The organism is Massilia eburnea (assembly GCF_050709955.1).
GTDB lineage: Bacteria > Pseudomonadota > Gammaproteobacteria > Burkholderiales > Burkholderiaceae_D > Rugamonas > Rugamonas eburnea_A.
The window spans coordinates 14,598-38,937 of record NZ_JBNZFX010000008.1; the positions used below are offsets into that span (position 1 = coordinate 14,598).

At 64.8% G+C, this 24,340-nt stretch carries 15 protein-coding genes and 1 pseudogene; 12 read left to right on the forward strand and 4 right to left on the reverse strand.

Annotation, left to right across the window (positions count from 1 at the left end; translation table 11 throughout):
* Nucleotides 1–286: 286 nt before the first annotated feature.
* Both ACQ4MM_RS06705 and ACQ4MM_RS06710 read left to right on the forward strand, forming a co-directional pair.
* A complete protein-coding gene (locus ACQ4MM_RS06705) occupies nucleotides 287–667 on the forward strand; it encodes a glutaredoxin domain-containing protein (protein WP_431476663.1) in 381 nt (126 codons plus the stop codon).
* Nucleotides 667–1,066: pseudogene (locus ACQ4MM_RS06710) on the forward strand (PPC domain-containing DNA-binding protein). Before ACQ4MM_RS06705 ends, ACQ4MM_RS06710 begins: the two are co-directional and overlap by 1 nt.
* On the opposite strand, the gene ACQ4MM_RS06715 reads toward ACQ4MM_RS06710, so the two are convergent.
* Complete coding sequence (locus tag ACQ4MM_RS06715; RefSeq protein ID WP_431476664.1) at nucleotides 1,023–2,270, reverse strand: dipeptidase; 1,248 nt, start codon at nucleotides 2,268–2,270, stop codon at nucleotides 1,023–1,025. The pseudogene ACQ4MM_RS06710 and the gene ACQ4MM_RS06715 sit on opposite strands and share 44 nt — an antisense overlap.
* Nucleotides 2,271–2,374: 104 nt before the next feature.
* Here ACQ4MM_RS06715 and ACQ4MM_RS06720 point away from each other — a divergent pair, with 104 nt between their 5' ends.
* Nucleotides 2,375–2,923, forward strand: a complete 549-nt coding sequence (locus ACQ4MM_RS06720; RefSeq protein ID WP_431476665.1) for a type II secretion system protein — start codon at nucleotides 2,375–2,377, stop codon at nucleotides 2,921–2,923.
* A 7-nt stretch (nucleotides 2,924–2,930) separates the two neighbouring features.
* On the opposite strand, the gene ACQ4MM_RS06725 is transcribed toward ACQ4MM_RS06720, so the two are convergent.
* Genes ACQ4MM_RS06725 through dgt form a run of 3 tightly spaced genes read right to left on the reverse strand, consistent with a single transcriptional unit; the run spans nucleotide 2,931 to nucleotide 5,312 of the window.
* Nucleotides 2,931–3,149, reverse strand: a complete 219-nt coding sequence (locus tag ACQ4MM_RS06725) for a DUF3820 family protein (RefSeq protein WP_090436981.1) — start codon at nucleotides 3,147–3,149, stop codon at nucleotides 2,931–2,933.
* A 4-nt stretch (nucleotides 3,150–3,153) separates the two neighbouring features.
* Nucleotides 3,154–4,092 carry an AraC family transcriptional regulator gene (locus tag ACQ4MM_RS06730; protein WP_431476666.1) on the reverse strand — a complete coding sequence of 313 codons (939 nt, stop codon included), beginning with the start codon at nucleotides 4,090–4,092 and terminating at the stop codon, nucleotides 3,154–3,156.
* A complete protein-coding gene (dgt, locus tag ACQ4MM_RS06735) occupies nucleotides 4,089–5,312 on the reverse strand; it encodes a dGTP triphosphohydrolase (protein ID WP_431476667.1) in 1,224 nt (407 codons plus the stop codon). The genes ACQ4MM_RS06730 and dgt overlap by 4 nt, the downstream gene beginning before the upstream one ends.
* A gap of 89 nt (nucleotides 5,313–5,401) precedes the next feature.
* Between dgt and ACQ4MM_RS06740 the strand changes: the two genes are divergently transcribed.
* From ACQ4MM_RS06740 to ACQ4MM_RS06780, 9 genes are all read left to right on the forward strand, one after another.
* Complete coding sequence (locus ACQ4MM_RS06740; protein WP_431476668.1) at nucleotides 5,402–6,871, forward strand: sodium:solute symporter; 1,470 nt, start codon at nucleotides 5,402–5,404, stop codon at nucleotides 6,869–6,871.
* Between the two features lie 26 nt (nucleotides 6,872–6,897).
* Nucleotides 6,898–8,775, forward strand: coding sequence for a signal peptide peptidase SppA (sppA, locus tag ACQ4MM_RS06745; protein WP_431476669.1), 1,878 nt, complete (start codon nucleotides 6,898–6,900; stop codon nucleotides 8,773–8,775).
* 180 nt (nucleotides 8,776–8,955) lie between these two features.
* Nucleotides 8,956–10,356: an efflux RND transporter periplasmic adaptor subunit gene (locus ACQ4MM_RS06750; RefSeq protein WP_431476670.1), complete on the forward strand. Its 1,401-nt coding sequence runs from the start codon at nucleotides 8,956–8,958 to the stop codon at nucleotides 10,354–10,356.
* Entirely contained in the window at nucleotides 10,353–13,409 is a 3,057-nt protein-coding gene (locus ACQ4MM_RS06755) for an efflux RND transporter permease subunit (RefSeq protein WP_431476671.1), read from the forward strand. Before ACQ4MM_RS06750 ends, ACQ4MM_RS06755 begins: the two co-directional genes overlap by 4 nt.
* On the forward strand, nucleotides 13,406–16,564 hold the full coding sequence (locus ACQ4MM_RS06760; protein ID WP_431476672.1) for an efflux RND transporter permease subunit: 3,159 nt from the start codon (nucleotides 13,406–13,408) through the stop codon (nucleotides 16,562–16,564). Before ACQ4MM_RS06755 ends, ACQ4MM_RS06760 begins: the two co-directional genes overlap by 4 nt.
* On the forward strand, nucleotides 16,561–17,934 hold the full coding sequence (locus ACQ4MM_RS06765; protein ID WP_431476673.1) for an efflux transporter outer membrane subunit: 1,374 nt from the start codon (nucleotides 16,561–16,563) through the stop codon (nucleotides 17,932–17,934). Before ACQ4MM_RS06760 ends, ACQ4MM_RS06765 begins: the two co-directional genes overlap by 4 nt.
* Nucleotides 17,935–17,981: 47 nt before the next feature.
* Nucleotides 17,982–20,555 (forward strand): chemotaxis protein CheB, encoded by a 2,574-nt coding sequence (locus ACQ4MM_RS06770; RefSeq protein ID WP_431476674.1) that lies wholly within the window; start codon nucleotides 17,982–17,984, stop codon nucleotides 20,553–20,555.
* The gene (locus tag ACQ4MM_RS06775; protein ID WP_431476675.1) at nucleotides 20,552–22,084 is read left to right on the forward strand and encodes a PAS domain-containing sensor histidine kinase; all 1,533 of its coding nucleotides are present in this window, start codon (nucleotides 20,552–20,554) and stop codon (nucleotides 22,082–22,084) included. The genes ACQ4MM_RS06770 and ACQ4MM_RS06775 overlap by 4 nt, the downstream gene beginning before the upstream one ends.
* Before the next feature lie 69 nt (nucleotides 22,085–22,153).
* A complete protein-coding gene (locus ACQ4MM_RS06780) occupies nucleotides 22,154–24,298 on the forward strand; it encodes a S46 family peptidase (protein WP_431476676.1) in 2,145 nt (714 codons plus the stop codon).
* Nucleotides 24,299–24,340: the final 42 nt, after the last annotated feature.

A 24,340-nucleotide genomic window follows, 5' to 3' on the forward strand; every position in this document is an offset into this window, starting at 1 on the left:
AGTCGTCATGGTAGGCGTGGCAGGGGCACCACTTAATCAGAACACGCTACCAGACGTTGTAGGACAATGGCTCATTGAAAAGTAACGTTTTCGAGGCAGGCCATGTGCCGGCTGGCTCGCTTTGTCGCAGCGCGGGGCGGCCACGACCCACAAGTGGCCACTGGATGTTCAGGGAGCCACAGTACATGGTATCTTCAGGCCAAGCGCTGTTGCGCGATTGCCTCGACAACGATTTTTGCGGCGCGGCCGACCAGGCCACGCCGGACTTACTGCACAAGGAAAAACAATGACCCGTATCATCCTCGACGACGCCCACCTGCACCCGGCCATTCGCGAACGCGTGGCAAAGAACCACGCCGACATCGTGACGGAAGTGCAGGCGGCCATTGCGGCCAACCGCGTGGTAGTTGTCGGCATGCGCCAGAACCCGTTTCCGAAAAAGACCTGCCGCCTGCTCGATGCGCAAGGGACCAAGTACGCCTACCTCGAATACGGCAGCTATTTCAGCCAATGGCGCCGCCGCACGGCGCTGAAAATGTGGACCGGCTGGCCGACCTTCCCGATGATTTTCATCGACGGTGTTTTGATCGGCGGTTATAACGACCTGGAGCGCCTGATCGAAAAGGGTGACTTTACTTCGCTGGTGGCGCCGCGCCTGCAGGGATGATGGACGCGCTGCCTTTGCGCCTGAATCCGGGCGACGATTTGCGCGGCGCAGTGGAACAGGCTGCGCGATGCCGGTGCCGCCGCGGGCTACCTGGTGCAGGGTATCGGCAGCTTGTCGGTGGCGCAGATCCGCTATGCCGGATTGGCGCAGCCGACCGAGTTGCTGGGCGACCTGGAAATCCTGACCTTGGCCGGTTCGGTGGCGCCGGACGGCGCCCACCTGCACATGATGCTATCCGACGCGCGCGGCCGCGTTTTTGGCGGGCATGTGGGCCGCGGCTGCATCGTGCGCACCACGGCCGAACTGCTGCTGGTGCTGCTGCCCGCGCACCAGTTCTCGCGCCAGCACGATCCGCTTACGGGCTTTGCGGAGTTGGCGATCCGGCCCGCGCCAGGCTAGGCTTGCGTTCCTTCTGCAGGCGGGCCGCGACCTGCTCCGCGCTGGCGAAGGCGCGCACCAGGTTGCCGCCGGCCAGCTTGGCCAGGTCCTTGTCGCTCCAGCCGCGGCGTATCAATTCCGCGAACAGGGCGGGGTAGGTCGACACGTCTTCCAGGCCTTCCGGATTGACGGAGCCGTAATAGTCGCCGGCGATGCCGACATGATCCCTGCCTGCCACGCGCGCCACATGTTCGATGTGGTCGGCCACCATGGAGAGGGTGGCTTTCGGCGCCGCGCCAGCCTTGGCGATGTAGGCGTCCTTGACGGCATTGAATTCAGGGCTGCCTTGCGCGGCGCCGACGCCGCGCAAGGCCTCGCCCAGCCCTTTGTGCCAGGCTGCCACTTGCGGCGAGATGAAGGCCGGCACGAAGGTCACCATCACCACGCCGCCGTTGGCGGGCAGGCGTTTCAATACTTCGTCCGGCACATTGCGCAGGTGGTCGTCCAGGGCGCGCGCGCTGGAATGCGAAAAGATCACCGGCGCCTCGCTGGTGTCGAGTGCCTGCTGCATCGCTTCCGCGCTGACGTGGCTCAAGTCGACCAGCATGCCGAGGCGGTTCATTTCGCGCACCACTTCCCTGCCGAAGGGCGCCAGGCCGCCGTGCTTGCGCTCCCCCATGGCTGCGTCGACCCAGTCCAGCGTGGTGTTGTGGGTCAGCGTCATGTAGCGGGCGCCAAGGTCGTAGTAGGCGCGCAGGGCGCCCAGGCTGTTCTCGATCACGTGGCCGCCTTCCATGCCGATGAAGCTGGCGATCTTGCCTTCGCGCTTGGCCTTGGCGATGTCGCTGCTGCGGGTGGCCAGCACCAGGCTTTCCGGATACTTGGCGATCATGCGGCGCGCCAGGTCGATTTGCTCCAGCTGCGCGACGGCCCAGCCGCTTTTCATTTCGCCCGGCACATAGACGCTCCAGAACTGGGCCGACAGCTTGCCTTGCTTCAGGCGCGCCAGGTCGGTTTCGTGCGGGGTGCGCTGGCGCAGGTCGTAGCGCTCCACATCCATCGGGTGGGTGGCGTCTTCGCGGATGGTCCAGGGCAGGTCGTTGTGGCCGTCGATCAGCGGGACTTTGTCGAGCAGGGCGCGGGCGTGCTGCAAGGCCGCGTCTTGGGCGAAGGCCGGCGCGCTGAACAGGAGCCCGCTAATGATTGCTGGGTAAAGATATTTCATTTGTCTCCGTGGCGGTTGGGTGGTGTTATTAAAAAAGCACCATATCATGCATTAACGCAAAAACGACGGTATACTTGAAAGAACTTGTTCAGGATAAATTCCCCATGCTCCGCCAGTCCCAAGCGCGCAAAGCCCCGGCCAAAGGCTTTACGCTCGTCGAATTAATTGTCGTATTGGTCATACTCGGGATTCTAGCTGCGGTGGCACTTCCGCGTTTCGTCAACTTCGGGCAGTCGGCCCGGACCGCGTCGATCATGGCGCTGGCCGGCACCGTCAAGACTTCCATCGGCCTGGTGCGCTCGCTGACAGCGCTGCGAGGCGAGGGGACTGCCAGCAGTATCGCCAACATCACTTTCGTCGACATCGATAGCGGGACTTCAATGCGCGTCTGGAGCGGCTACCCGGACCGCTGGTGCGACGGAATCGGCGTAGCGCTGCAAGGCTCAAAAGTCCCCGCTGGCGGATGCTACCTTTCGCCGAGCGCGGTCCCTTCCGGCGAATACACGTTCTATGGCTATGGCAACAGCCAGATTCCAGGCGGCGATGCTGGCTGGCGGATCGAAAGCGCGCCCACGCCGATGCAGTGCTCAGTCCAATATACCTATAACGGCAGCGCAGCCCCGGTCATCAGGGCCAATACCAGCGGCTGCTGAAGCCGGCTCAATTCCTGCGTGCGCGCAGCGGGTCGAGCAGGGCGCGCAGGTTGTTGTGGTCGATCTCGTACATCAATGCCAGCAGCGCGCCCAGCTCCCCTTTCGGGAAGCCTTCGCGCGCCATCCAACCCAGGTAATGACCTGGCAAGTCGGCCAGCTTGCGGCCCTTGTACTTCCCATAGGGCATATCGCGCGCCACCAGCATTGCCAGGTATTCCGGGTTCATCGTCTTACAGTGCTTTCACAGGTATGCAGATCTCGCAGGTAAAGCTGCCGTCGGTTTGCGTCGCGAGGTTTTCGTAGCGCTCGAAGCATGGGCGCTCGTCGCATTGCAAGCCGCTGGAGGGCAGCCATTCCTTCATCAGGCGGCTCCACACCGGACCGATATCGCGCGGCGAGCCGGTGTAACGGGTGACAGCGTAGCGCCCGCCGGGAAGGTTGGCAACGCTGAATTGTCCGCCGGGTTCGAAGCCCTCCGGGATTTCGACACAGGCGTCGTAGCGGCATTTGTCGGCCGGGGTGACGCTCGGGTCGTCGTGGCCGATGCCATAACAGGTGGCTGCGGCCAGGCCATGGCCGAGCATCCAGGGCATCACAGCCTGGGCCCAGAACTGGCCGACGGCCGGACCGTAAGGTCCGATATGGCGGCGGTAGGCGATGCGGGCCGGCGGCAGGTCGATAACGTTGACGTCCATTTTTCGTGCTCCATTGTGGTTGTTGGAGCCATCATGTTCGTTCGTTGCGCCGTTGCCGGCCTGACCGTGCTTGCTGTTCGCCTGATCAGGATTGCTATTTTGCGCGTCCATCTCAGCCAGGAAGGCGGCGATGCGCGCGGGAGTGTTTTGGCGCCACTCGGTCGGGGTGCTGCCGAAGCGGGTCTTGAAAGCGCGGGCAAACGCTTCGCCCGAGCCGAAACCGGTCGACAGCGCGACGTCCAGCACCGTGCCGCCGGCTGCCAGCTTGTGCGCGGCGACTTCCAGCCGGCGCCGACGCACGTAATCGCCCAGCGTTTCGCCCATCCACGCCGCGAACAAGCGGTGGAAGTGGTAGCGCGAGAAGTTGGCGATGTCGGCCAGGCCGGGCAGGTCCAGCTGCGCGTCCAGGTTGCGGTCGATGTGGTCGAGCACCCGGTTCATGCGGCGCTCGTATTCGCTGCGCGGATCGTTCATGCCAGTGGGTAGATGCGATCGAGGCTGCCGGGGCCGAAGTATTTTTCATACTCCTTGGCAGCGTAGGAATCCATCATGCCGGAAATGTAGTCCACCACCAGCCGTTCGCGCGAATCCTTCAGGCTGCGGATGGCCGGCGGCAGCAGGATGCCGCCCTTGTTGTAGTTCTTGTCGGTCAGGACCTCGAACAGGCCGCGGATGATTTTCTCGCCGCGCTTTTCATACAGCTGCACGTCCTTCTTGCGCAGGATGGCACGCCACAGCAGGCTTTTCAGGCCGCGCGCCAGCAGGCCTTTGGTGCGGTAGCCCAGTTCCGGACCGTGCTTGCCTTCCACCACGGCGATGTCGCGGCACAGTTCATGCACGATCTGCGAGGTCAGTTCCTTGCGCAGCACGATGGAGTATTCCTCCGAGCTTTCCTGCATATCGCATTTCAGCGCTTCCTCGTGGGCGTGGTTGGCAATGCTGGCGAATTGCTCGTAGGCTCCCGAATAATCCTTGCTGATCTTGAATTCGTGGACGATCTCGCCCCAGGTGATGATGCCGAAGCTCAGAGCGTCCTCGACATCGTGCGCGGCGTAGGCGATTTCGTCGGCCAGGTCCATGATCTGGGCGTCGATGCTCTTGCTCAGCGCGACGCCGCGGGCATTCAACTGCTCGATGAGGAAGTCGTAATCGTCGTCGTACAGGAATTTCTTTGGATTGTCGGCGCGGCGCTGGAAGTACTTGGTGATGCCGAGCAGGGAGCGCACGGTCAGGTTCAGGCCGGCGTAAGCGTGGTGCTTCTTCTCCAGCGTACGCAGGGTGCGGAAGGCCTGCGCATTGCCTTCGAAGCCGCCGGCATCGGCCACCAGCTGGTCCAGGATCTTTTCGCCGTAATGGCCGAAGGGCGGGTTGCCGATATCGTGCGCCAGCGAGCAGGTTTCGGACACCACGCAGCGCTCCAGGCCCAGGTCGGCGGCGATGGAGCGGGCGATCTGCGCCACCTCCAGGCTGTGGGTCAGGCGGTTGCGGTTGAAGCGGTTGGCATCCACGCCGAGCAGTTGCATCTTGCCCTGCAGGCGTCGGAAGGAGGATGAATACAGTACGCGCGCATAATCGCGCATGCACTCTTCGCGGCCCTCGCCGCGGCCGTCGGCCTGGGCGTGGACCCGGTATTCGAGCGGCAGCACCAGCGCCTCCTGGGCGCGGGCGAAATCGATGGTCTGTTGGTGGTACATGGTTTTCCTCAGGTTTGCAGGCGATTCTAAGGCGCTTCGGCATTCCAGTGTATATTGCAGCCCAAATTGTTTCATGGCTGGATAATAAAATGTCACCTGTTTCACTGTTCCTCGTGGTGCTGGCCTATTTCGGCCTGCTGCTTGGCGTGGCCTGGGCCACTTCGCGCAATGCCGACAACGACAGCTTCTTCATCGGGAACAAGAGTTCGAACTGGATGCTGGTGGCCTTCGGCATGGTGGGCACCACGCTGAGCGGCGTGACGTTCATCAGCGTGCCGGGCGCGGTGGGGCGCGACGGCTTTGGCTATATGCAGATCATGCTCGGCTATGTGCTGGGCTATATCGCCGTGGCCTATGTGCTGCTGCCGCTGTACTACCGGCTCAAGCTGACGTCCATCTATCACTACCTCGATGTGCGGCTGGGCCGCCGCTCTTACCAGAGCGGGGCGGCTTTCTTCATCTTGTCGCGCACCCTGGGTGCGACGGCGCGCCTGTACCTGGTGGTGAATATCCTGCAGGCCGTGATCCTGGACAGCCTTGGCGTGCCGTTCTGGCTGACCAACCTGGTGATCCTGGCGATGATCCTGCTGTATACATATGAAGGCGGCGTGAAGACCATTGTCTGGACCGATACGCTGCAAACCACGGGCATGCTGTTTGGCCTGGTGGCCTGCACGGTGTTCCTGATGAACGAGATGGACCTGGGCTTGCTGGACAGCCTGGAGCGCATGCGCTCGGCCGGCCTGGCGCGCGTTTTCACGACGGATATCGACAGCCCGGGCCACTACTGGAAGCAGATCGTGGCCGGCTTTTTCATCGTCATCACCATGACCGGCATGGACCAGGAGATGATGCAGAAGAATATCTCGGTGAAGACGCTGGGCGATTCGCAGAAAAACATGCTGGCGCTGAACGCCATCCTGGCCGGGGTGCTCACGCTGTTCCTGTTCCTCGGAGGCCTGCTGTATCTGTATGCGCCGCAGGTTGGCGTGGCGGCCACCGGCGACAAAATTTTCCCGGCCGTGGTCATGGGCCATCTGCCGGCGCTGCTGCAACTGGTGTTCATCATTGCCCTGATCAGCGCCTTGTTCCCGAGCGCGGACGGCGCGATCACGGCACTGACGTCGTCCTTCTGCATCGACATCCTGGGCCTGAAACGGCGCGATGACCTGGGCGAGGGCGCGCAACTGCGCATCCGCCACCGGGTGCACCTGGCGTTCTGCGCACTGTTCCTGCTGCTGGTGATGGTGTTCAAATGGATCGACAGCGCCAGCATGATCGGCATGATCCTGAAACTGGCCGGCTACACTTACGGCCCGCTGCTCGGCCTGTTCGCCTTCGGCCTGCTCAGCAAGCGGGCCGTGAACGACAAGCTGGTGCCCTGGGTTGCGCTGGCCGGGCCGCTGCTGTGCGCCCTGGTCGACTTCAACCAGCAAAACCTGTTCGGCAGCTACCGCATTGGGCTGGAGCTGCTGGTCCTCAACGGCCTGCTGGTCATGGCTGGGCTGTATTTGATTTCTTCACCCTGCAAGGCGAATGTCGCTTATAGTGTGAGGTAGTTACATTTTTTGCATTAGGAGTAGAGATGTCCCGCCCTGTTTTCTCGTATGTCCGTGGTGGATTTGCCTGGTTCTGGGGCGCAGTGGATAAGAGCCGCCGCGCCACCATGAACTTCCTGTTCCTGCTGATCGTGGTGCTGCTGATCGCCGCCATTTTCGGCGGCGGCGTCAAGCCTTTGGGCGACAAGACCATGCTGGTCCTGAACCTGGAAGGCGCTTTGGTGGAGCAATCGTCCGGCAGCAGCCGCGACGCGCTGATGGCCGGCCTGGCCGGCGGCGAAGTGCACAAATCGGTGCAACTGCGCGATGTGTTGAACGTGCTCGATGCGGCCGCCAAGGATCCGCAAATCGGCGGCGCCGTGCTGGTGCTGGACGAGATGCAAGGCGGCGGCCAGGCCATGCTGCGCGAAATCGGCTCGGCGGTGGACCGTTTCAAGGCCAGCGGCAAGAAGGTGGTGGCCTGGGGTTCCAGCTATAACCAGCGCCAGTACCAGATCGCGATCCATGCCGATGAAGTCTACCTGCACCCGATGGGCGCGGTGTTCCTCGATGGTTTCGGCAAGTACCGCAATTACTACCGCGATGCGCTGGACAAGGTGGGCGTGACCGTCAACCTGATGAAGGTCGGCACCTACAAGAGCTTTGCCGAACCGTTCATCGCCAACGGCCCTTCGCCGGCCGCTGCGGAAGCCGATGCCTTCCTGTACAACGACCTGTGGGCGCGCTACACCGCCCAGGTGGAGAAGTCGCGCAAGATGCCGGAAGGCTCGCTGATGAAGGCGATCGACAACCTGCCGGCGCTGGTTGCCGAGACCAAGGGCAACCTGGCGCAAGTGGCGCTGAACGCCAAGCTGGTCGACGGCTTGAAAACCAAGGATGAACTGCGCGTGCTGATGACCAAGCGCGGCGTCGACGATCCAGCTGCCAAGTCTTTCCGCCAGGTCGGCTATCACGATTACCTGGCGCGCGTGTTCCCGAAACTGACCGGCGACGCGATCGGCGTGGTGATGGCAGTTGGCGAGATCAGCGACGGCGATGCGCCGGCCGGCCAGATCGGCGGCGCGTCGACGGCACGCCTGGTGCGCATGGCGCGCGAAGACAGCGCGATCAAGGCGGTAGTGCTGCGCGTTGACTCGCCTGGCGGCAGCGCATTCGGCTCGGAGCTGATCCGCCGCGAACTGGAACTGACCCGCGCAGCCGGCAAGCCGGTGATCGTCTCGATGGGCAATGTGGCTGCTTCCGGCGGCTACTGGATCTCGATGGCATCGGACGAGGTGTTTGCCGATCCGGCCACCATCACCGGTTCTATCGGCGTGTTCGCGCTGTTCCCGACCGTGGACAAGGTGATCGACAAGCTTGGCATCCATACTGCGGGCCAGACCACCACCTGGCTGGGCGATGCGGGCAATCCGCTGCGCCCGATGGACCCGCGTTTCGGCCAGTTGATCCAGGGCGTGATTGGCCATACCTACCAGGAATTCACTGCCAAGGCAGCCAAGGCTCGCAATACCACGGCTGACAAGATCGATGCCGTGGGCCAGGGCCGTGTCTGGACTGGTGCACAGGCAAAAGAGCGCGGCCTGGTCGATACGCTGGGCGGCTACACCGACGCCTTGAAAGCGGCGGCGCAGCGCGCCAAGCTGAGCGGCGAACCGCGCATCGTCTACATCGAGCGTGAGGTCTCGCGCTTCGACAAGGTGCTGGAGTTCTTCGGCGCTTCGACCGCGAAAGCGGCTGCCGCCAAGGCCTTCGGCGACCAGGCGCGCACTTCGCTGCTGCCTGCCGGCGTGCCGGCTGGCGTAGCCACCGAAGTGGTGCAGGACCTGAACTGGCTGAACGAAATGACTGCCCAGCGCAAACCGTTCATGGCGCTGACCCATTGCCTCTGCAGTTCGCCTGATTAGTTTGTAGCATCTTTGTAAGCAGTTATTACAGGAACCAAGCCGCCAGCCAGTCTGGCGGCTTTTCTTTTGGGGCGCCAGGGCGTCTGAATTGTTTCCCATGTTTCTTGCCTAACGCATTTGGGCAAGGACCGTGTGCTAGAGTCAATTCGAACATCACCCAAAAGAAGAAAGGGTCGCCTTATGGAGACTCCAACAACACCCAATGCCCCGTCGAAACCTCGCGCCAGCAAGCGGGCGCGCTGGATTGGGGGAGTTGTCGCCCTGCTCGGGATGCTGGCCCTGGGCGGCCTGGCCTGGTACCTGACCCACCGCGGCCCTGCCGAGGGCGGGCCGGGTGGTTCGGGTACCCGGGCTGCTGCTGGAGCGGGTGGCGGCGCGGCCGGCCAGGGTGCCGGCGGCCGGGGTGGGCGCAGCGGCCGCGGCCCCGCCGCCACGGTTGGCGTGGCGACTGCCGAAAAGGCCGATTTGCCGGTGACCCTGGACGCACTTGGCACGGTGACCGCCGCTGCCACCACGACCGTCCGTCCGCAAGTCTCCGGCATCCTGCAGAAAGTCCTCTTCAAGGAAGGCCAGATGGTAAAGGCTGGCCAGGTGCTGGCACAAATCGACCCGCGCCAGTTCGAGCTGCAGCTGATGCAGGCCTCCGGCCAGCGCGAGCGGGACGAGGCGCAACTTGAGAACGCGCGCCTGACGCTTGAACGCTACCGCACCTTGTTGTCGCAGGATTCGATTGCGCGGCAGGATGTCGATACGCAGGCGGCGCTGGTCAAGCAGCTGCAGGGCACGGTCACCACCGATCGCGCGAATGAAGGTACGGCGCGCCTGAACCTTGGCTATACCAAGGTCGTGGCACCGATCAGCGGGCGGGTCGGCTTGCGGGTGGTCGATATCGGCAACCTGGTTGGCTCCAGCGACGCCGCCGGGATTGCGGTGATCACGCAGTTGGCGCCGATCGATGTGGAGTTTGCCGTTCCACAGGATCGGGTTTCGGAACTGGCGCCGCGCGCCGGCGATGGTGCGGGTGGCCGCATGGCGGCGCTGGCGTATGACCGCACGCGCAGCACGGTGCTGGAGAAGGGGGAGTTTTACGCGCTGGATAACCAGGTCGATACCCAGACCGGCACCGTGATGGCCAAGGCGCGCTTTGCCAATGCAGGTTCTTCCTTGTTCCCGAGCCAGTTCGTGAACGTGCGGCTCGAGCTGCGTACCATCAAGGATGCGGTGGTGGTGCCGGTGACGGCGTTGCGGCATGGTTCTTCGGGCGATTACGTGTACGTGCTGCAGGATGGGCAGACCGCCTCGCTGCGGCCGGTCAAGCGCGGGATTGCCACCGTGGACAAGGTGCAGATCGAGAGCGGCCTGGCGGCGGGCGAGCAGGTGATTACCGAGGGGGCGGACCGCATCAAGGACGGGGCGCGCGTAACATTGCCTTCGCAGCGGGCGGGGGCGGACGGCGAACATTCCGGACGCTCGCGCCGCGAGGGACGGGCAGGGCGGAATCGTGGCGACGCGGCAGCCGGCGCCGCCGCTTCTGGCGCTTCTGGCGCTCCTGCCGCGGTGCCGGACGGCGCGACGCGATGAGTCCATCGGCGCCATTCATCCAGCGGCCGGTGGCGACGGCGCTGTTCATGCTGGCCATCGTGCTGGCCGGCCTGCTTGGCTATCGCTTCCTGCCGCTGTCGGCGCTGCCGCAGGTCGATTTTCCAACCATCCAGGTACGGACCCTGTACCCTGGCGCCAGCCCGGAAGTGATGGGCCGCACGGTCACGGCGCCGCTGGAGCGCCAGTTCGGGCAGATGTCCGGGCTGCAGCGCATGAGTTCCACCAGCGCCGCCGGCGTCTCCATCATCACGCTGCAATTCGGCCTGGGCCAGACGCTGGACGTGGCGGAGCAGGAAGTGCAGGCAGCCATCAACGCCGGCGGTTCGCTGCTGCCGACCGACCTGCCGGCGCCGCCTGTGTACGCCAAGGTGAACCCGGCCGATGCGCCGGTGCTGACGCTGGCCATCACCTCCAAAACCATGCCGCTAACGGAAGTGCAGAACATCGTTAACACGCGGCTGGCGCTGAAAATCAGCCAGGTCAACGGCGTCGGCCTGGTCACGCTGGGCGGCGGCCAGCGCCCCGCCGTGCGCATCCAGGCCGACACGCAAGCGCTGGCCAGCTACGGCCTTGGCCTGGACACGCTGCGCACCGCCATCACGGCGGCCAACGCGAACAGCGCCAAGGGAAGTTTCGACGGGCCAGCGCGCGCCTTTACCATCAACGCCAATGACCAGTTGCTGGCGGCCGATGATTACCGCCAGCTGATTGTCTCCTACCGCAACGGCGCGCCGGTCCGGCTGCAGGACGTGGCGCGCGTGGTGGACAGCGCGGAAAACGTCAAGCTCGGCGCCTGGGCCGGCCTGACGCCCGCCATCATCCTCGACGTGCAACGCCAGCCGGGCGCCAACGTGATCGCCACGGTGGATGCGATCAAGGAGCGCCTGCCGGAGCTGCAGGCCAGCCTGCCCGGCGCCATTGAAGTAGCGGTGCTGAGCGACCGCACCCACGGCATCCGCGCCTCGGTGCTGCACGTGGAACTTGAGCTGCTGCTGGCGGTGGTGCTGGTGGTGCTGGTGATCTTCGCCTTCCTGCGCAGCCCGCGCGCCACGGTGATCGCCAGCCTGGCGGTGCCGATCTCGCTGGTCGGCACCTTCGGCGTCATGTACCTGCTTGGCTATAGCCTGAATAACCTCAGCCTGATGGCGCTCACCATCGCCACCGGTTTCGTGGTGGACGACGCCATCGTGATGATCGAGAACATCGCGCGCCATATCGAGCAGGGCGAAAGCCCGATGAGCGCCGCCCTGAAAGGCGCGCAGCAGATCGGCTTCACCATCATCTCCCTGACGGTGTCGCTGATCGCCGTGCTGATCCCGCTGCTGTTCATGGGCGATGTGGTGGGACGCCTGTTCCGTGAATTCGCCGTCACGCTGGCCATCACCATCCTCATTTCTGCGGTGGTGTCGCTGACGCTGGTGCCGATGATGTCGGGCCGCTGGCTGGCCGAGCATAAGGAGCATGAGGCGACCCTATTCGACCGCCTGGTCAAACGTTACGACGGCACCCTGCAATGGGTGCTGGAGCGGCAAGGCCTGACCCTGCTGGTGGCGCTGGCAACGCTGGTGCTGACGGTGCTGCTCTACCTGTGGATTCCGAAAGGCTTGTTCCCAACGCAAGACACCGGGCAACTGCAAGCGCGCATCGAAGCGGCGCAGACCGTTTCTTACGAGCGCATGGCGCAACTGCAGCAGCAAGCCGCGCGTGCCATCCTGGACGACCCCTCTGTGGCCTCGCTCAGCTCCGTGGTCGGCGTCGACGCCGGCAACAATACCATGCTGCATACCGGCAGCATGCTGGTCAACCTGAAACCGGAGCGCGACAAGCTGCAGGTTGTGATGGAACGCCTGCGCAAGCGCGTGTCACAGGTGGCGGGCGTCAAGCTTTACCTGCAGCCAACGCAGGACCTGACCATCGATGCCGAAAGCGGCCCGACCCAGTACCGCGTCTCGCTGGAAGGCGCCGATAGCGCCAGCGTATCCGAATGGGCGACCAAACTGTCGGAGCGCATGGCGGGCAAGGAGCGCCTGCGCAACGTGGTGTCCGACGTAGGCGCCACCGGTGCCGGCGCTTACGTCAGCATCGACCGCGATACGGCGTCGCGGCTGTCGATCACTGCCGCCGCCGTCGACGATGCGCTGTACAGCGCCTTCGGCCAGCGCATTGTCTCCACCATTTTCACCGAGACCAACCAGTACCGCGTGATCCTGGAAGCCGACCAGGACCGCATGGACACGCCGGAAGCGCTGGGCAACCTGCAGCTGCGCACCGGCAGCGGCAAGCCGACACCTTTGTCGGCCATCGCCAGCGTGCAGGAGCGCCCGGCGCCGCTGCAGGTCACCCATGTGGCGCAATACCCCGCCACCACCATCGGTTTCGATGCCGCGCCGGGCGTGGCGCTGGGGCAGGCGGTGGACGCGATCCGCGAAGCTGCGAAGGAAGTGGGCTTGCCGCAATCGGTCAGCCTGACCTTCCTCGGCGCGGCGGGCGCCTACCAGGCTTCGCTGAGCAACCAGCTGTGGCTGATCCTGGCGGCGGTGGTGTGCGTCTACATCGTGCTGGGGGTGCTGTACGAAAGCTATATCCACCCGCTGACCATCCTGTCCACGCTGCCGTCGGCCGGCGTCGGTGCGTTGCTGGCGCTGATGCTGACAGGGCAGGAGCTGGGCGTGATCGGCATTATCGGCATCATCCTGCTGATCGGCATCGTCAAGAAAAACGCCATCATGATGATCGACTTCGCCATCGAGGCCGAGCGCGAGCAGGGCATGGCGCCGCGCGAGGCGATCCACCAGGCGGCGCTGCTGCGGTTGCGGCCTATCCTGATGACCACCATGGCGGCGCTGTTTGCGGCGGTACCGCTGATGCTCGGTTGGGGCGAAGGCGCCGAGTTGCGCCGGCCGCTGGGCTTGTCGATCTTTGGCGGCCTGATTGTCAGCCAGTTGCTCACCTTGTACACCACGCCAGTGATTTACCTGGCCTTCGACCGCCTGGCGCAGCGCAGGCGCCGGGGCCGCGAGGAGCCGGCATGAACCTGTCCGAGCCCTTTGTCCGCCGTCCGATCGCCACGGTGCTGCTGACGATCGGGCTGGCGCTGGCCGGCATCGCGGCCTTTTTCGTGCTGCCGGTGTCGCCGCTGCCGCAGGTGGATTACCCTTCGATCTCGGTCAGCGCCAGCCTGCCCGGCGCCAGTCCGGATACCATGGCAAGCAGTGTGGCCACGCCGCTGGAGCGGCGCCTGGCGGTGATCGCCGGTGTAAACGAAGTGACTTCCTCGTCCGGCAGCGGCTCGACGCGCGTCAACCTGCAGTTTGAGTTGAACCGCAAGATCGACGCGGCGGCGCGCGAAGTGCAGGCGGCCATCAATGCCTCGCGTGCCGACCTGCCGGCCACGCTGCGCAGCAACCCTACCTACCGCAAGGCCAATCCTTCCGATGCGCCGGTGATCATCCTGGCACTGACATCGGCAACGCGCAGCCCGGGGCAGGTGTATGAGTCGGTGTCGAACATCGTGCAGCAGAAGCTGGCGCAGGTGAAGGGCGTTGGCGACGTGGAGATCGGCGGCGGCTCGCTGCCTGCAGTGCGTGTCGAACTGCTGCCGTTTGCGCTGAACCGTTATGGTGTCGCGTCGGAAGACGTGCGGGCGGCGATCCAGGCCACCAATGCCAACCGGCCCAAAGGGACGATCGAGGTGGAAGGGCGGCGCCTGCAGATCTATTCGGCGGCATCGACCGCCAGCGGTGGCCGCAGCGCGGCCGATTACCGCGACCTGGTGGTGGCGTGGCGCAACGGCGCTGCGATCCGGCTCGACGACGTGGCGGAGGTGACGGACGGCGCCGAGAACCGTAACACGCTTGGCCTGTTCAACGGCGAGCCGGCCGTGATCGTGCTGGTGACGCGCCAGCCGGGCGCCAACGTGATCGAAACGGTGGATGCGGTGCGTGCCTTGCTGCCGCAGTTGCAGGCCCAGTTGCCGCCGGACGTGAAGCTGCAAGTGGCGTCGGACAGTACCAATTCGATCCGCTCGTCGCTGCTGGAAATCGAATTCACGCTGCTGATCTCGATCGTGCTGGTGGTGCTGGTGGTGAGCGCCTTCCTGCGCAGCGCCCGCGCGACCGTGATCCCGGCCATTGCGACCGTGGTGTCGCTGCTGGGCACCTTTGGCGTGATGTATTTGCTGGGTTTCAGCCTGAACAACCTTAGCCTGATGGCGCTCACGGTGGCCACCGGCTTCGTGGTGGACGATGCCATCGTGGTGCTGGAGAACACCGCGCGCCACATGGAGCAGGGCATGGAGCGTTTCGCGGCCGCGCTGCAGGGAGCCAAGGAAGTCGGCTTTACCGTGCTGTCGATCAGCGTGTCGCTGGTGGCGGTGTTCATTCCGCTGCTGTTCATGGGCGGACAGGTGGGACGGCTGTTCCGCGAATTTGCCGTCACCTTGTCGGCGGCGGTGATGATCTCGCTGGTGATCTCGCTGACCACCACGCCGATGCTGTGCGCCTGGCTGCTGCGCCCGGGCGCCGGGCACCAGGCGCCGGGGCGCGTGTCGCGCTGCTTTGAGCGCGGCTTCGACATGATGCTGCGCATGTACGAGAAGTCGCTCGACTGGGCACTCTCCAGCGCGTGGCTGGTGATGCTGATACTGGTGTTCGTGGTGGGGCTGAATGTCTACCTGTATGCGGCGGCGCCGAAGGGTTTCTTTCCGCAGCAGGACACCGGCCAGATCAACGGCGGCATCCGCGCCGACCAGAGCATCTCGTTCCAGGCCATGCAGGGCAAGCTGCGGCAACTGGTGAACATCATTCGCGACGATCCGGCGGTGGCGACGGTGGTTGGCTTTACCGGCGGCTCGCGGGCGGGCGGCGGCTTCATGTTCGTCAGCCTGAAGCCGGCGGCTGAGCGGGACGCGACAGGGCAGCAGGTGATTGCGCGCTTGCGGCCCAAACTGGCGCGGGTGACTGGCGTGTCGCTGTTCCTGAACACCGTGCAAGACTTGCGCATGGGCGGGCGGCAGAGCAATTCCACATACCAGTACACGCTGAAAAGCGATAACCGCGCCGATCTGAAACGCTGGGCGGCGCGCCTGGCCGATGAAATGAAGCGCCAGAAGGCGCTGGTGGACGTGGATACCGATCAGGCGGACAACGGCGTAGAGACCTTCGTGGCGGCCGACAAGGACATGGTGTCGCGCATGGGCCTCTCCATGAAGGATGTCGACAACGCGCTGTACAACGCGTTCGGTCAGCGCCAGGTGGCGACGATTTACGATGAGCTGAACCAGTACAAGGTGGTGATGGAGGTGGCGCCGGAATATGCGCGCAGTCCTGAAGCGCTGGCCGACGTCTACGTAGGGCGGCGCGCGGCCGTAAGCACGGGCGCCTCGGTGGTCGGGGCCGGGATGCGCGACCCTTCCGGCGGTTCGGCGCTGAGCACGCAGGCCGATGCGATGGTGCCGCTCTCGGCGCTGGCCACGTTTTCCGAACGCTCGACCCCGGCCTCGGTGAACCATCAGGATGGCGAACTGGCGACCACGGTTTCCTTCAACCTGGCCGACGGCGCCAGCCTGGGCGAGGCGCAGCAAGCCGTGAAAGAGGCGGAAAACGCCATCGGCATGCCGAACAATGTGCGCGGCAGCTTCCAGGGTACGGCGCGCGCGGCGCAGGAAACCAATCAGCAGCAGCCGCTGCTGATTGCGGCAGCACTGGTGGTGATCTACATCGTCCTCGGCATGCTGTACGAAAGCCTGGTGCACCCGATCACGGTGCTGTCGACGCTGCCTTCGGCCGGCGTAGGCGCGGTGCTGGCGCTGCTGCTGTTCCGCATGGAGTTCTCGCTGATCGCCCTGATTGGCGTGTTCCTGCTGATCGGCATCGTGAAGAAGAACGCCATCCTGATCATCGACTTTGCGCTGGAGGCGGAGCGCACGCGCGGGCTGGATTCGTACAGCGCCGTGCGGGAAGCCTGCCTGCTGCGCTTCCGTCCGATCCTGATGACGACCATGGCGGCGGCCCTGGGTGCGCTGCCGCTGGCGATCGGTTTTGGCGAAGGCTCGGAGCTGCGCCAGCCGCTCGGCATCGCCATCATCGGCGGCCTGATCGCCAGCCAGTTGCTCACTTTACTGACCACGCCTGTGGTCTACCTGCTGCTCGACAAGCTGCGCCTGCGTGGCGCAAAGGCCACATCATGAAAAAAATTCTCGGCGCGTTCACCCTGGCACTGGCCGGCTGCGCCACCGGCCCGGCATACAAGGTGCCGACAGCGCCGCTGTCCGCCGAATTCAAGGAGGCGCAAGGCTGGCAGCCCGCCGCGCCGGCCGACCTGCTGGAAAAAGGCGCGTGGTGGGAGTTGTTCGGCGACGCCACGCTCAACGACCTGGCCCGGCAGGTGGAAGTGAACAACCAGAACGTGGCGGCGGCCGCGGCGCGCTACGCGCAGGCGCGCGCCGCCGTGGCCGAGCAGCGCGCTGAGCTGTTCCCGGTGGTGACGCTGGACGCCAGCGCCAACCGCAGCGGCGGCGGTGGCGACACCCGCAGCGCCAGCCAGTACCGGGTGAATATCGGCGCCAGCTGGGAGCCGGACGTGTGGGGCCGGCTGCGCGCGGGCGTCAGCGGCGCCCAGGCCAGCGCGCAGGCCAGCGAGGCCGACGTGGCGGCTGCGCGGCTGGCGGCGCAGGGCGAACTGGCCGCCAACTACATCGGCCTGCGCTTGTCGGACGCCCAACTGGGGCTGCTGGACGAAACGGTGGAGGGCTACCAGCGCGTGCTGCAAATCACCCAGAACCGCGTGAATGCCGGCGTAGCGCCCAGCTCCGACCTGCTGCAGGCCCAGACCCAGCTTGCCGACGCCAGCGCCGACCGCCTGACCTTGCAGCGCCAGCGCGCCCAGCTCGAACACGCCGTCGCCATCCTGCTTGGCAAGGCGCCGGCCGATTTCACTCTCCAGCCTGCGCCATGGGCGCTGCAAGTGCCGGACATTCCGGCCGGCCTGCCTTCGACGCTATTGGAACGGCGCCCCGACATCGCCGCCGCCGAACGCCGGGTGGCGGCGGCCAACGCGCAGATCGGCATCGCCCGCAGCGCCTATTTCCCGAGCCTCAGCCTGGGCGGCAGCTACGGCGTGGCCGGCAGCCAGTTGGGCGGCTTGTTCAGTGCCTCCAACACACTGTGGTCGCTCGGCCTGTCCGCCGCGCAGGCCGTGTTCCATGCCGGCGCCACCGGTGCCCGGGTCGACCAGGCCAGCGCCGCGCGCGACGTGGCGGTGGCCAATTACCGCCAGTCGGTGCTGGACGCGCTGGGCGATGTGGAAAACCAGCTGGCGGCCAGCAAGGCGCTGGCGCAGCAGCAAGCGCTGCGCGAGACATCGGCCGCCGCCGCCAGCCAGGTCGAGCAGCAAATGCTCAACCGCTACCGCGCCGGCCAGGTCGGCTATACCGAGGTGGTGACGGCGCAGGTGACGGCGCTCAACGCCCGTCGTGCCCTGCTGCAGGCGCAGGCGGACCGCCAGTCCACCGCGGTGGCGCTGGTGCAGGCACTGGGCGGCGGCTGGCGTGCGCGGTAACCGACAAGTGGTTTGCCATTTGTATAAGGCACTGGCATGATGGCGGGATGACTAACCCATTAGTGTCAGCTGAAACGGAATCCAGCGAGGCGCCGCGCCAGCGCCATGCGGTGCAGATTGTCGGCATGGGCGCATCGGCCGGCGGGCTGGACGCCATCTCCGAGTTTCTCGCTTCCATGCCGTCCCGTACCGGCATGGCATTCATCGTGCTGCAGCACCAGGACCCATCGCGGCGCGGCCTGCTGCCCGAACTGCTGCGCCGTATCACGTCGATGGAGGTGTGCGAGATTTCCGAGTCGACCGAAGTGCGGCCGGACTATGTCTACGTGGCGCCGCCGAGTTTCGACCTGGCTTTTTCCAACGGCCGGCTGATGGCGGTCGAAACGGCCGACCCGCACGGGCGTTACCCGATCGATTCCTTTTTCCGCGCACTGGCGGCGGAAAAGGGCCAGGCCGCGGCCGGCGTGGTGTTCTCCGGCATGGGCACCGACGGCACCGCCGGCCTGCGCGCGATCCAGGAAGCGGGCGGCGTGACGCTGGCACAGGAACCTAGTTCCGCCAAATTCGATTCGATGCCGCGCAGCGCCATCACGGCCGGCGTGGCCGATTTTGTCGCGCCGCCCGGGGCCATGCCGATGTGGCTGTGCCAGGTGCGTTCGGTGCCGCATAGTGGCGCGCATGGCGCGGCACGAACCCGGCGCCAGGCCTTGCGCGAGCTGATGTCGCTGCTGCAGCGCCATACCGGCAACAACTTCACCGAGTACAAGATGAGCACCGTGCTGCGCCGTATCGAGCGCCGCATGAAACTGCACCAGCTCGACTCGATGGAATCGTATGTCGGCTACCTGCGCGAAAACCCTGCCGAAGTGCAGCTGCTGTTCCGCGAAATGCTGATCGGCGTCACCAGCTTCTTCCGCGATCCTGCCGTGTGGGATCACTTGTCCAGGATCTCGATTCCCGAGTTGCTGGCAATGCATCCGAACGGCGCCGATTTCAAGGCCTGGGTGCCGGCCTGTTCGACCGGCGAGGAGGCATATACCCTGGCCATGGTGTTCGATGAGGCGGTCAGCCGGACCATTGAAGCGGGCAAGGACAGCGGCAAGTACTCGCTGCAAATCTTTGCCACCGACCTGCATGGCGACGCCATCGACAAGGCGCGCCAGGGCATATTCGGGCGCGGGGTGGAAGACGCGATGTCGCATGAAAGGCTGCTGCGCTATTTCGTGGCGGACGGCGGCGGCTATCGCATCCGCAAGGAACTGCGCAATATGATCATCTTCGCGCAGCAGAACATCATCTCCGATCCGCCGTTCACCAAACTCGATATTCTTAGCTGCCGCAATCTGCTAATCTATTTCAATCCAAAGCTGCAGGAGCAATTGATACCGTTGTTCCACTACGCTTTGAAGCCGGAAGGATTGCTGGTCCTGGGCAGCGCGGATACGCCGGGAAGCTATAACGAATTGTTTACACCGGTGCCCGGCTGCGGCCGCATCTACCGCCGCCTGGACGCGAGCACACAGCGCGTGGCGAACTATTTCCCGACCAAGATCGCCAAGGCGGCGCAACCGAGTTCCACCGAAGTTACCACCATCACCATGAATGGCAATATCCAGACACAAGTAGAGCACCTGCTGCTCAAGGCACACACTCCGGCAGCTGTCATGATCAATGCCGAAGGCGATATCCTGTATATCCACGGCCGCACCGGCACCTTCCTGGAGCCGGCCGCCGGCCGCGCCAACTGGAACATCCACGCCATGGCGCGCGATGGCCTGCGCTACGAGCTGGCCGACCTGATCGAGCGCGCCAGCCGCAGCGAAAACCAGGAAACCGTGCGCGAGCTGCTGTTCAAGGACGGCGCGCAATCGCTGCTGGTGGACATGTCGGCCGAAATCGTGTGCGAAGACAACCAGGGCGGCCATAGCCTGCTGGTGACGTTCAACGCCGCGCAGATGCCGGCCCGCAAGCGCGGCAGCCGCGGCGCCGATACCCGGCCGCAGGAACTGGAGCAGCAACTGACCATGTCGCGCCTGGAACTGCAGTCCGTGCGCGAAGAAATGCAGACCTCGCGCGAGGAACTGAAGGCGGCCAACGAGGAACTGCAGTCGACCAACGAAGAACTGCAGTCGACCAACGAGGAGCTGACCACCTCGAAGGAGGAAATGCAGTCGCTCAACGAAGAGCTGTACACCGTCAACGCCGAACTGCAGTCCAAGGTGGACGACCTGTCGCTGGTCAACAGCGACATGAAGAACCTGCTGAACAGCACCGATATTGCCGTCATCTTCCTGGATAGCCAGATGAACATCCGGCGCTACACCAACCAGGCCACCCAGTTGTACAAGCTGATCGCCACCGACCTGAATCGTCCGCTGAGCGATATCGCCAACGACTTGGTGTATCCTGACATGGGTGACGATGCGGCCGAAGTTCTGCGCTCCCTGGTGTTCTGCGAGCGCCAGATCCCGACCCGCGACGGCCGCTGGTTCATGGTGCGCATCATGCCTTACCGCACCGTCAACAATGTGATCGACGGCCTGGTGCTGACCTTTGTCAATGTCACCGAACTCAAACTGCTGGAAGCGCGACTAACGCCTGAAGGAGGCAGCCTGAAATGACCCGAACCGACGCTCTGCGCCAATGGCATGAGCTGCAAGTGAACCAGCTGGAGCTTGAAGTCCAGAGTGCCGCACTGGCGGAGCTCGAGCGTCAGAAACGGGAGGTGGAGCAGGGCTTGCTGCGCTATGCAGGCCTGTTCGACCAGGCGCCGGTATGCTACCTGGCGCTGGCGCGCGACGGCATGATCGCCGGCGCCAACCGCGCGGCGGCAGCCTTGTTTTCCATGCCGCTGCGGGACCTGCCGGGGCAGCCGGTGGAGCGCTTCCTGGCGCCGGCCTGCCAGCCGGGCTTGCGCCATCTGCTGGCTGCCCTGCACGCCGACGGCGCCAGCGCCACCATGGAGGCGCAGCTGTTTGACGCCATCGGCGGCGGGCGGGTGCGCATCGAAGCCAACCTCGATCACGCCGGCGAGGCGATCCGCATGGTGGTCAGCGACATCCGCTCGCATGAACAGAACGACATCGCGCTGCGCCGCGCCTTTGCGGTGCTGGATTACTTGGGCGAGGGCGTGGCGGTGGCCGACGCCAACGGCGCCATCGTGGCCGTCAATCCCGCCTTCTCCGCCATCAGCGGCTATACCGAAGCGCAAGCCATCGGCAGCGAGCTGGCGCTCGTATGCGGGGCGGAAGCGGCAATCATGGTGCTGGATGGCGGCACCTGGCAGGGTGAACTTTGCGGGCGTCGCCCGGATGGCGGCGACTACCAGGCTACTTTGTCGCTGCGCACCCTGGCCGGGCCGGACGGCAGCGTCGCCGGCGTGGTGGCTGTGCTGTCCGATATCAGCCGCCGCAAATACGCCGAATCGGCCCTGCAGGACCTGCACCGCAACCTCGAAACGCGGGTGGTGCAGCGCACCGCCGAACTGCTGCACGCCAATGGCCAGCTGCGCCAGCTGTCGGCCCACATGGCGGCGGTCAAGGAAGAGGAACGCAAGCGTATCGCGCGCGAAATCCACGATGAACTGGGCCAGAACCTGCTGGCGCTGAAGCTGGACATCGCCCAGCTCAACGAGCGCATGAGCGGCCGCCAGACCCGCTTTGCGCGGCGCGTGGCGGCAGCGCTGGAGAACATCGACGCCACGCTGCGCAGTGTGCGCGGCATCATGAACGAATTGCGCCCATCGGTGCTGGACCTGGGCCTGGCGGCGGCCCTGGAATGGCTGGTGAACGATTTCCGCCACCGCAGCAGCCTGCATTACGAACTGGCCCTGCCGGGCGACGCGGAGCTGGCGAGCATCGACAGCGAAACCAGCCTGGTACTGTTCCGCATCGTGCAGGAAGCGCTGGTCAACGTGCTGCGCCACTCGCGCGCCACCCAGGTGGCAGTGCGGCTTGGGATGGCGGAGGGCGCGGTGCTGCTGGAGGTGGAGGACAACGGCATCGGCATCGTGCCCGCCTGCCGCGAACGGCCCGGCTCCTTCGGCCTGATCGGCATGCAGGAGCGCGTCGACGCGCTGCACGGCAGCTTCGCGCTGAACGAATATGAGCCGGGCGCGGGATGCCGCGTGGCGGTGCGGCTTCCGTTGTAAAAAAGTCAATAGCCCTGGGGCCCCGGAACGCATATACTGCCGGTGCTTTTATACGATCAGGGGACTGTTTTGACTAAAAAACTCGCACTTTCGGCAGCTATCGTGTCTGCCATGGCCGCTTTCGCACCTGCCCAGGCCGACGAAGGCCAGTGGCAGCCGCACCAACTGCCGCAACTGAGGGCGGAACTGAAACGCATCGGCATCACCATCCCTGCCGAGCGCCTGGCCGACCTGTCCAAGCATCCGATGAGCGCCATGGTGTCGCTGGACGGCTGCTCCGCGTCGTTCGTGTCCCCTGAGGGCCTGGTGGTCACCAACCACCACTGCGCCTACGGCGCCATCCAGCGCAATTCGACCGCCGACAAGAATTACATCGCCAACGGCTTCCTGGCCAAGACCCGCGCCGAAGAACTGGCGGGCGGCCCGACCACCCGCGTCTACGTGACCGACAAGGTGGACAACGTGACCGAGCGCGTAAACGGCGGCCTCGACAAGCTGGCCGGCAAGGACCGCCACGCCGAGGTGAAAAAACGCATCAAGGCGCTGATTGCCGACTGCGAGAGCGACAAGAACTACCGCTGCTCGGTGCCGGCCTTCCACCGCGGCGCCGAGTATTACCGCATCCGCCAGATGATGATCAAGGACGTGCGCCTGGTGTACGCGCCACCTGAATCGATCGGAAACTACGGCGGCGACATCGACAACTACGAGTGGCCGCGCCACACCGGCGACTATTCCTTCCTGCGCGCCTATGTCGGCAAGGACGGCAAGCCGGCCGATCCGTCGCCCGACAACGTGCCGTACAAATCGAAGGACTTCCTGGTGGTTTCCGCCGAAGGCCTCAAGAACGGCGATCCTATCCTGCTGGCGGGCTACCCTGGCCGCACCAGCCGCTACAAGCTGCCGGTGGAAATCCGCTACGCGCGTGACCTCAGCTACCCGCTCATGGTGGCTGATTACCAGGCCGACCTCGACGCCATTGCCGCCGCCACCAAGGGCAAGGACAACGACGTGGTGCGCTACGCCAGCGTGGTCAAGTCGATCAACAACCGCATGAAGAAAACCCAGGGCCTGCTGGACGGCTTCGCCCGCAAGGACCTGGCTGCCATCAAGGACAAGCAGGATGCGGAATTCCGCAGCTGGTACGGCAAGCAGCCCAAGTCCTCGCCGGCGATGCTGGCGGAACTGGATGCCGCCATCGCCGCCGACATGGACCTGGGCGACGATGAGTTTGCCTATGGCGTGGCAACCTACAGCGACTTGCTGAAATCCGCGCGCACCCTGTACCGCCTGGCGCTGGAAAAGCAAAAGGCCGACGCCGACCGCGAACCGGGCTTCCAGGAGCGTGACCTGGCCAATATCAAGGCCCGCCTGAGCCGCCTGGAGCAGTCGCTGGTGCCTTCGGTCGACCAGGCGCGCTACGTCGCCGGCCTGCAGCGCTACGTCAAGCTGCCGACCAAGGCGCATCCGCAGTGGCTGGACAACCTGACCCCGGCGCTGGCCGACGTGCCAGGCATGTACCAGAAGACCGGCCTGGCCGATACCGCAACGCGCCTGGCCTGGATGGACAAGGCACCGGCCGATTTCGAGCGCTCCACCGACCCGTTCATCAAGCTGGCCGTGCGCATGCATGGCGTGGCCATGACGCTGGAAGAGAGCCGCAAGGAAGTGGACGGCAACCTGGAAAAGATCATCCCGCAGTACATGGGCGCCGTGATTGCGTGGAAGAAGTCGCAGGGCAAGCCGGTCTACCCTGACGCCAACTCCACCCTGCGCGTGACCTACGGCACCGTGTCGGCCTATCCGGGCCGCGACGGCATCACCAAAGGTCCATTCACCACGGTGGAAGGGATCCTCGAGAAGCACACCGGCAAGGAGCCGTTCGACGCGCCGAAAGCGCTGATCGATGCGGTCAAGGCCAAGCGCTACGGCCAGTTCAAGGATCCGGTGCTGGGCACCGTGCCGGTCGACTTCCTGTCTTCGGCAGATACCACCGGCGGTAATTCCGGCTCCGCGGTCGTCAACAAGCGCGGCGAACTGGTGGGCCTGAACTTCGACTCCACTTACGAGTCCATCACCAAGGACTGGTACTTCGACCGCGACATCACGCGCGCCATCCACCTGGATGTACGCTACATGCTGTGGGTGATGAAGGAGGTTGACCACGCGGACAACCTGCTGAAGGAAATGACGATCAAGTATCCGCAGAAGTAAGCAAAACAAGGGGCTCGCTATGAGCCCCTTCATCCAAGCGCA

Coding starts and splice junctions, on each gene's coding strand:
- ACQ4MM_RS06705 (WP_431476663.1), top strand. CDS start 287: ATGACCCGTATCATCCTCGACGACGCCCACCTGCACCCGGCCATTCGC.
- ACQ4MM_RS06715 (WP_431476664.1), bottom strand. CDS start 2,270: ATGAAATATCTTTACCCAGCAATCATTAGCGGGCTCCTGTTCAGCGCG.
- ACQ4MM_RS06720 (WP_431476665.1), top strand. CDS start 2,375: ATGCTCCGCCAGTCCCAAGCGCGCAAAGCCCCGGCCAAAGGCTTTACG.
- ACQ4MM_RS06725 (WP_090436981.1), bottom strand. CDS start 3,149: ATGAACCCGGAATACCTGGCAATGCTGGTGGCGCGCGATATGCCCTAT.
- ACQ4MM_RS06730 (WP_431476666.1), bottom strand. CDS start 4,092: ATGAACGATCCGCGCAGCGAATACGAGCGCCGCATGAACCGGGTGCTC.
- dgt (WP_431476667.1), bottom strand. CDS start 5,312: ATGTACCACCAACAGACCATCGATTTCGCCCGCGCCCAGGAGGCGCTG.
- ACQ4MM_RS06740 (WP_431476668.1), top strand. CDS start 5,402: ATGTCACCTGTTTCACTGTTCCTCGTGGTGCTGGCCTATTTCGGCCTG.
- sppA (WP_431476669.1), top strand. CDS start 6,898: ATGTCCCGCCCTGTTTTCTCGTATGTCCGTGGTGGATTTGCCTGGTTC.
- ACQ4MM_RS06750 (WP_431476670.1), top strand. CDS start 8,956: ATGGAGACTCCAACAACACCCAATGCCCCGTCGAAACCTCGCGCCAGC.
- ACQ4MM_RS06755 (WP_431476671.1), top strand. CDS start 10,353: ATGAGTCCATCGGCGCCATTCATCCAGCGGCCGGTGGCGACGGCGCTG.
- ACQ4MM_RS06760 (WP_431476672.1), top strand. CDS start 13,406: ATGAACCTGTCCGAGCCCTTTGTCCGCCGTCCGATCGCCACGGTGCTG.
- ACQ4MM_RS06765 (WP_431476673.1), top strand. CDS start 16,561: ATGAAAAAAATTCTCGGCGCGTTCACCCTGGCACTGGCCGGCTGCGCC.
- ACQ4MM_RS06770 (WP_431476674.1), top strand. CDS start 17,982: ATGACTAACCCATTAGTGTCAGCTGAAACGGAATCCAGCGAGGCGCCG.
- ACQ4MM_RS06775 (WP_431476675.1), top strand. CDS start 20,552: ATGACCCGAACCGACGCTCTGCGCCAATGGCATGAGCTGCAAGTGAAC.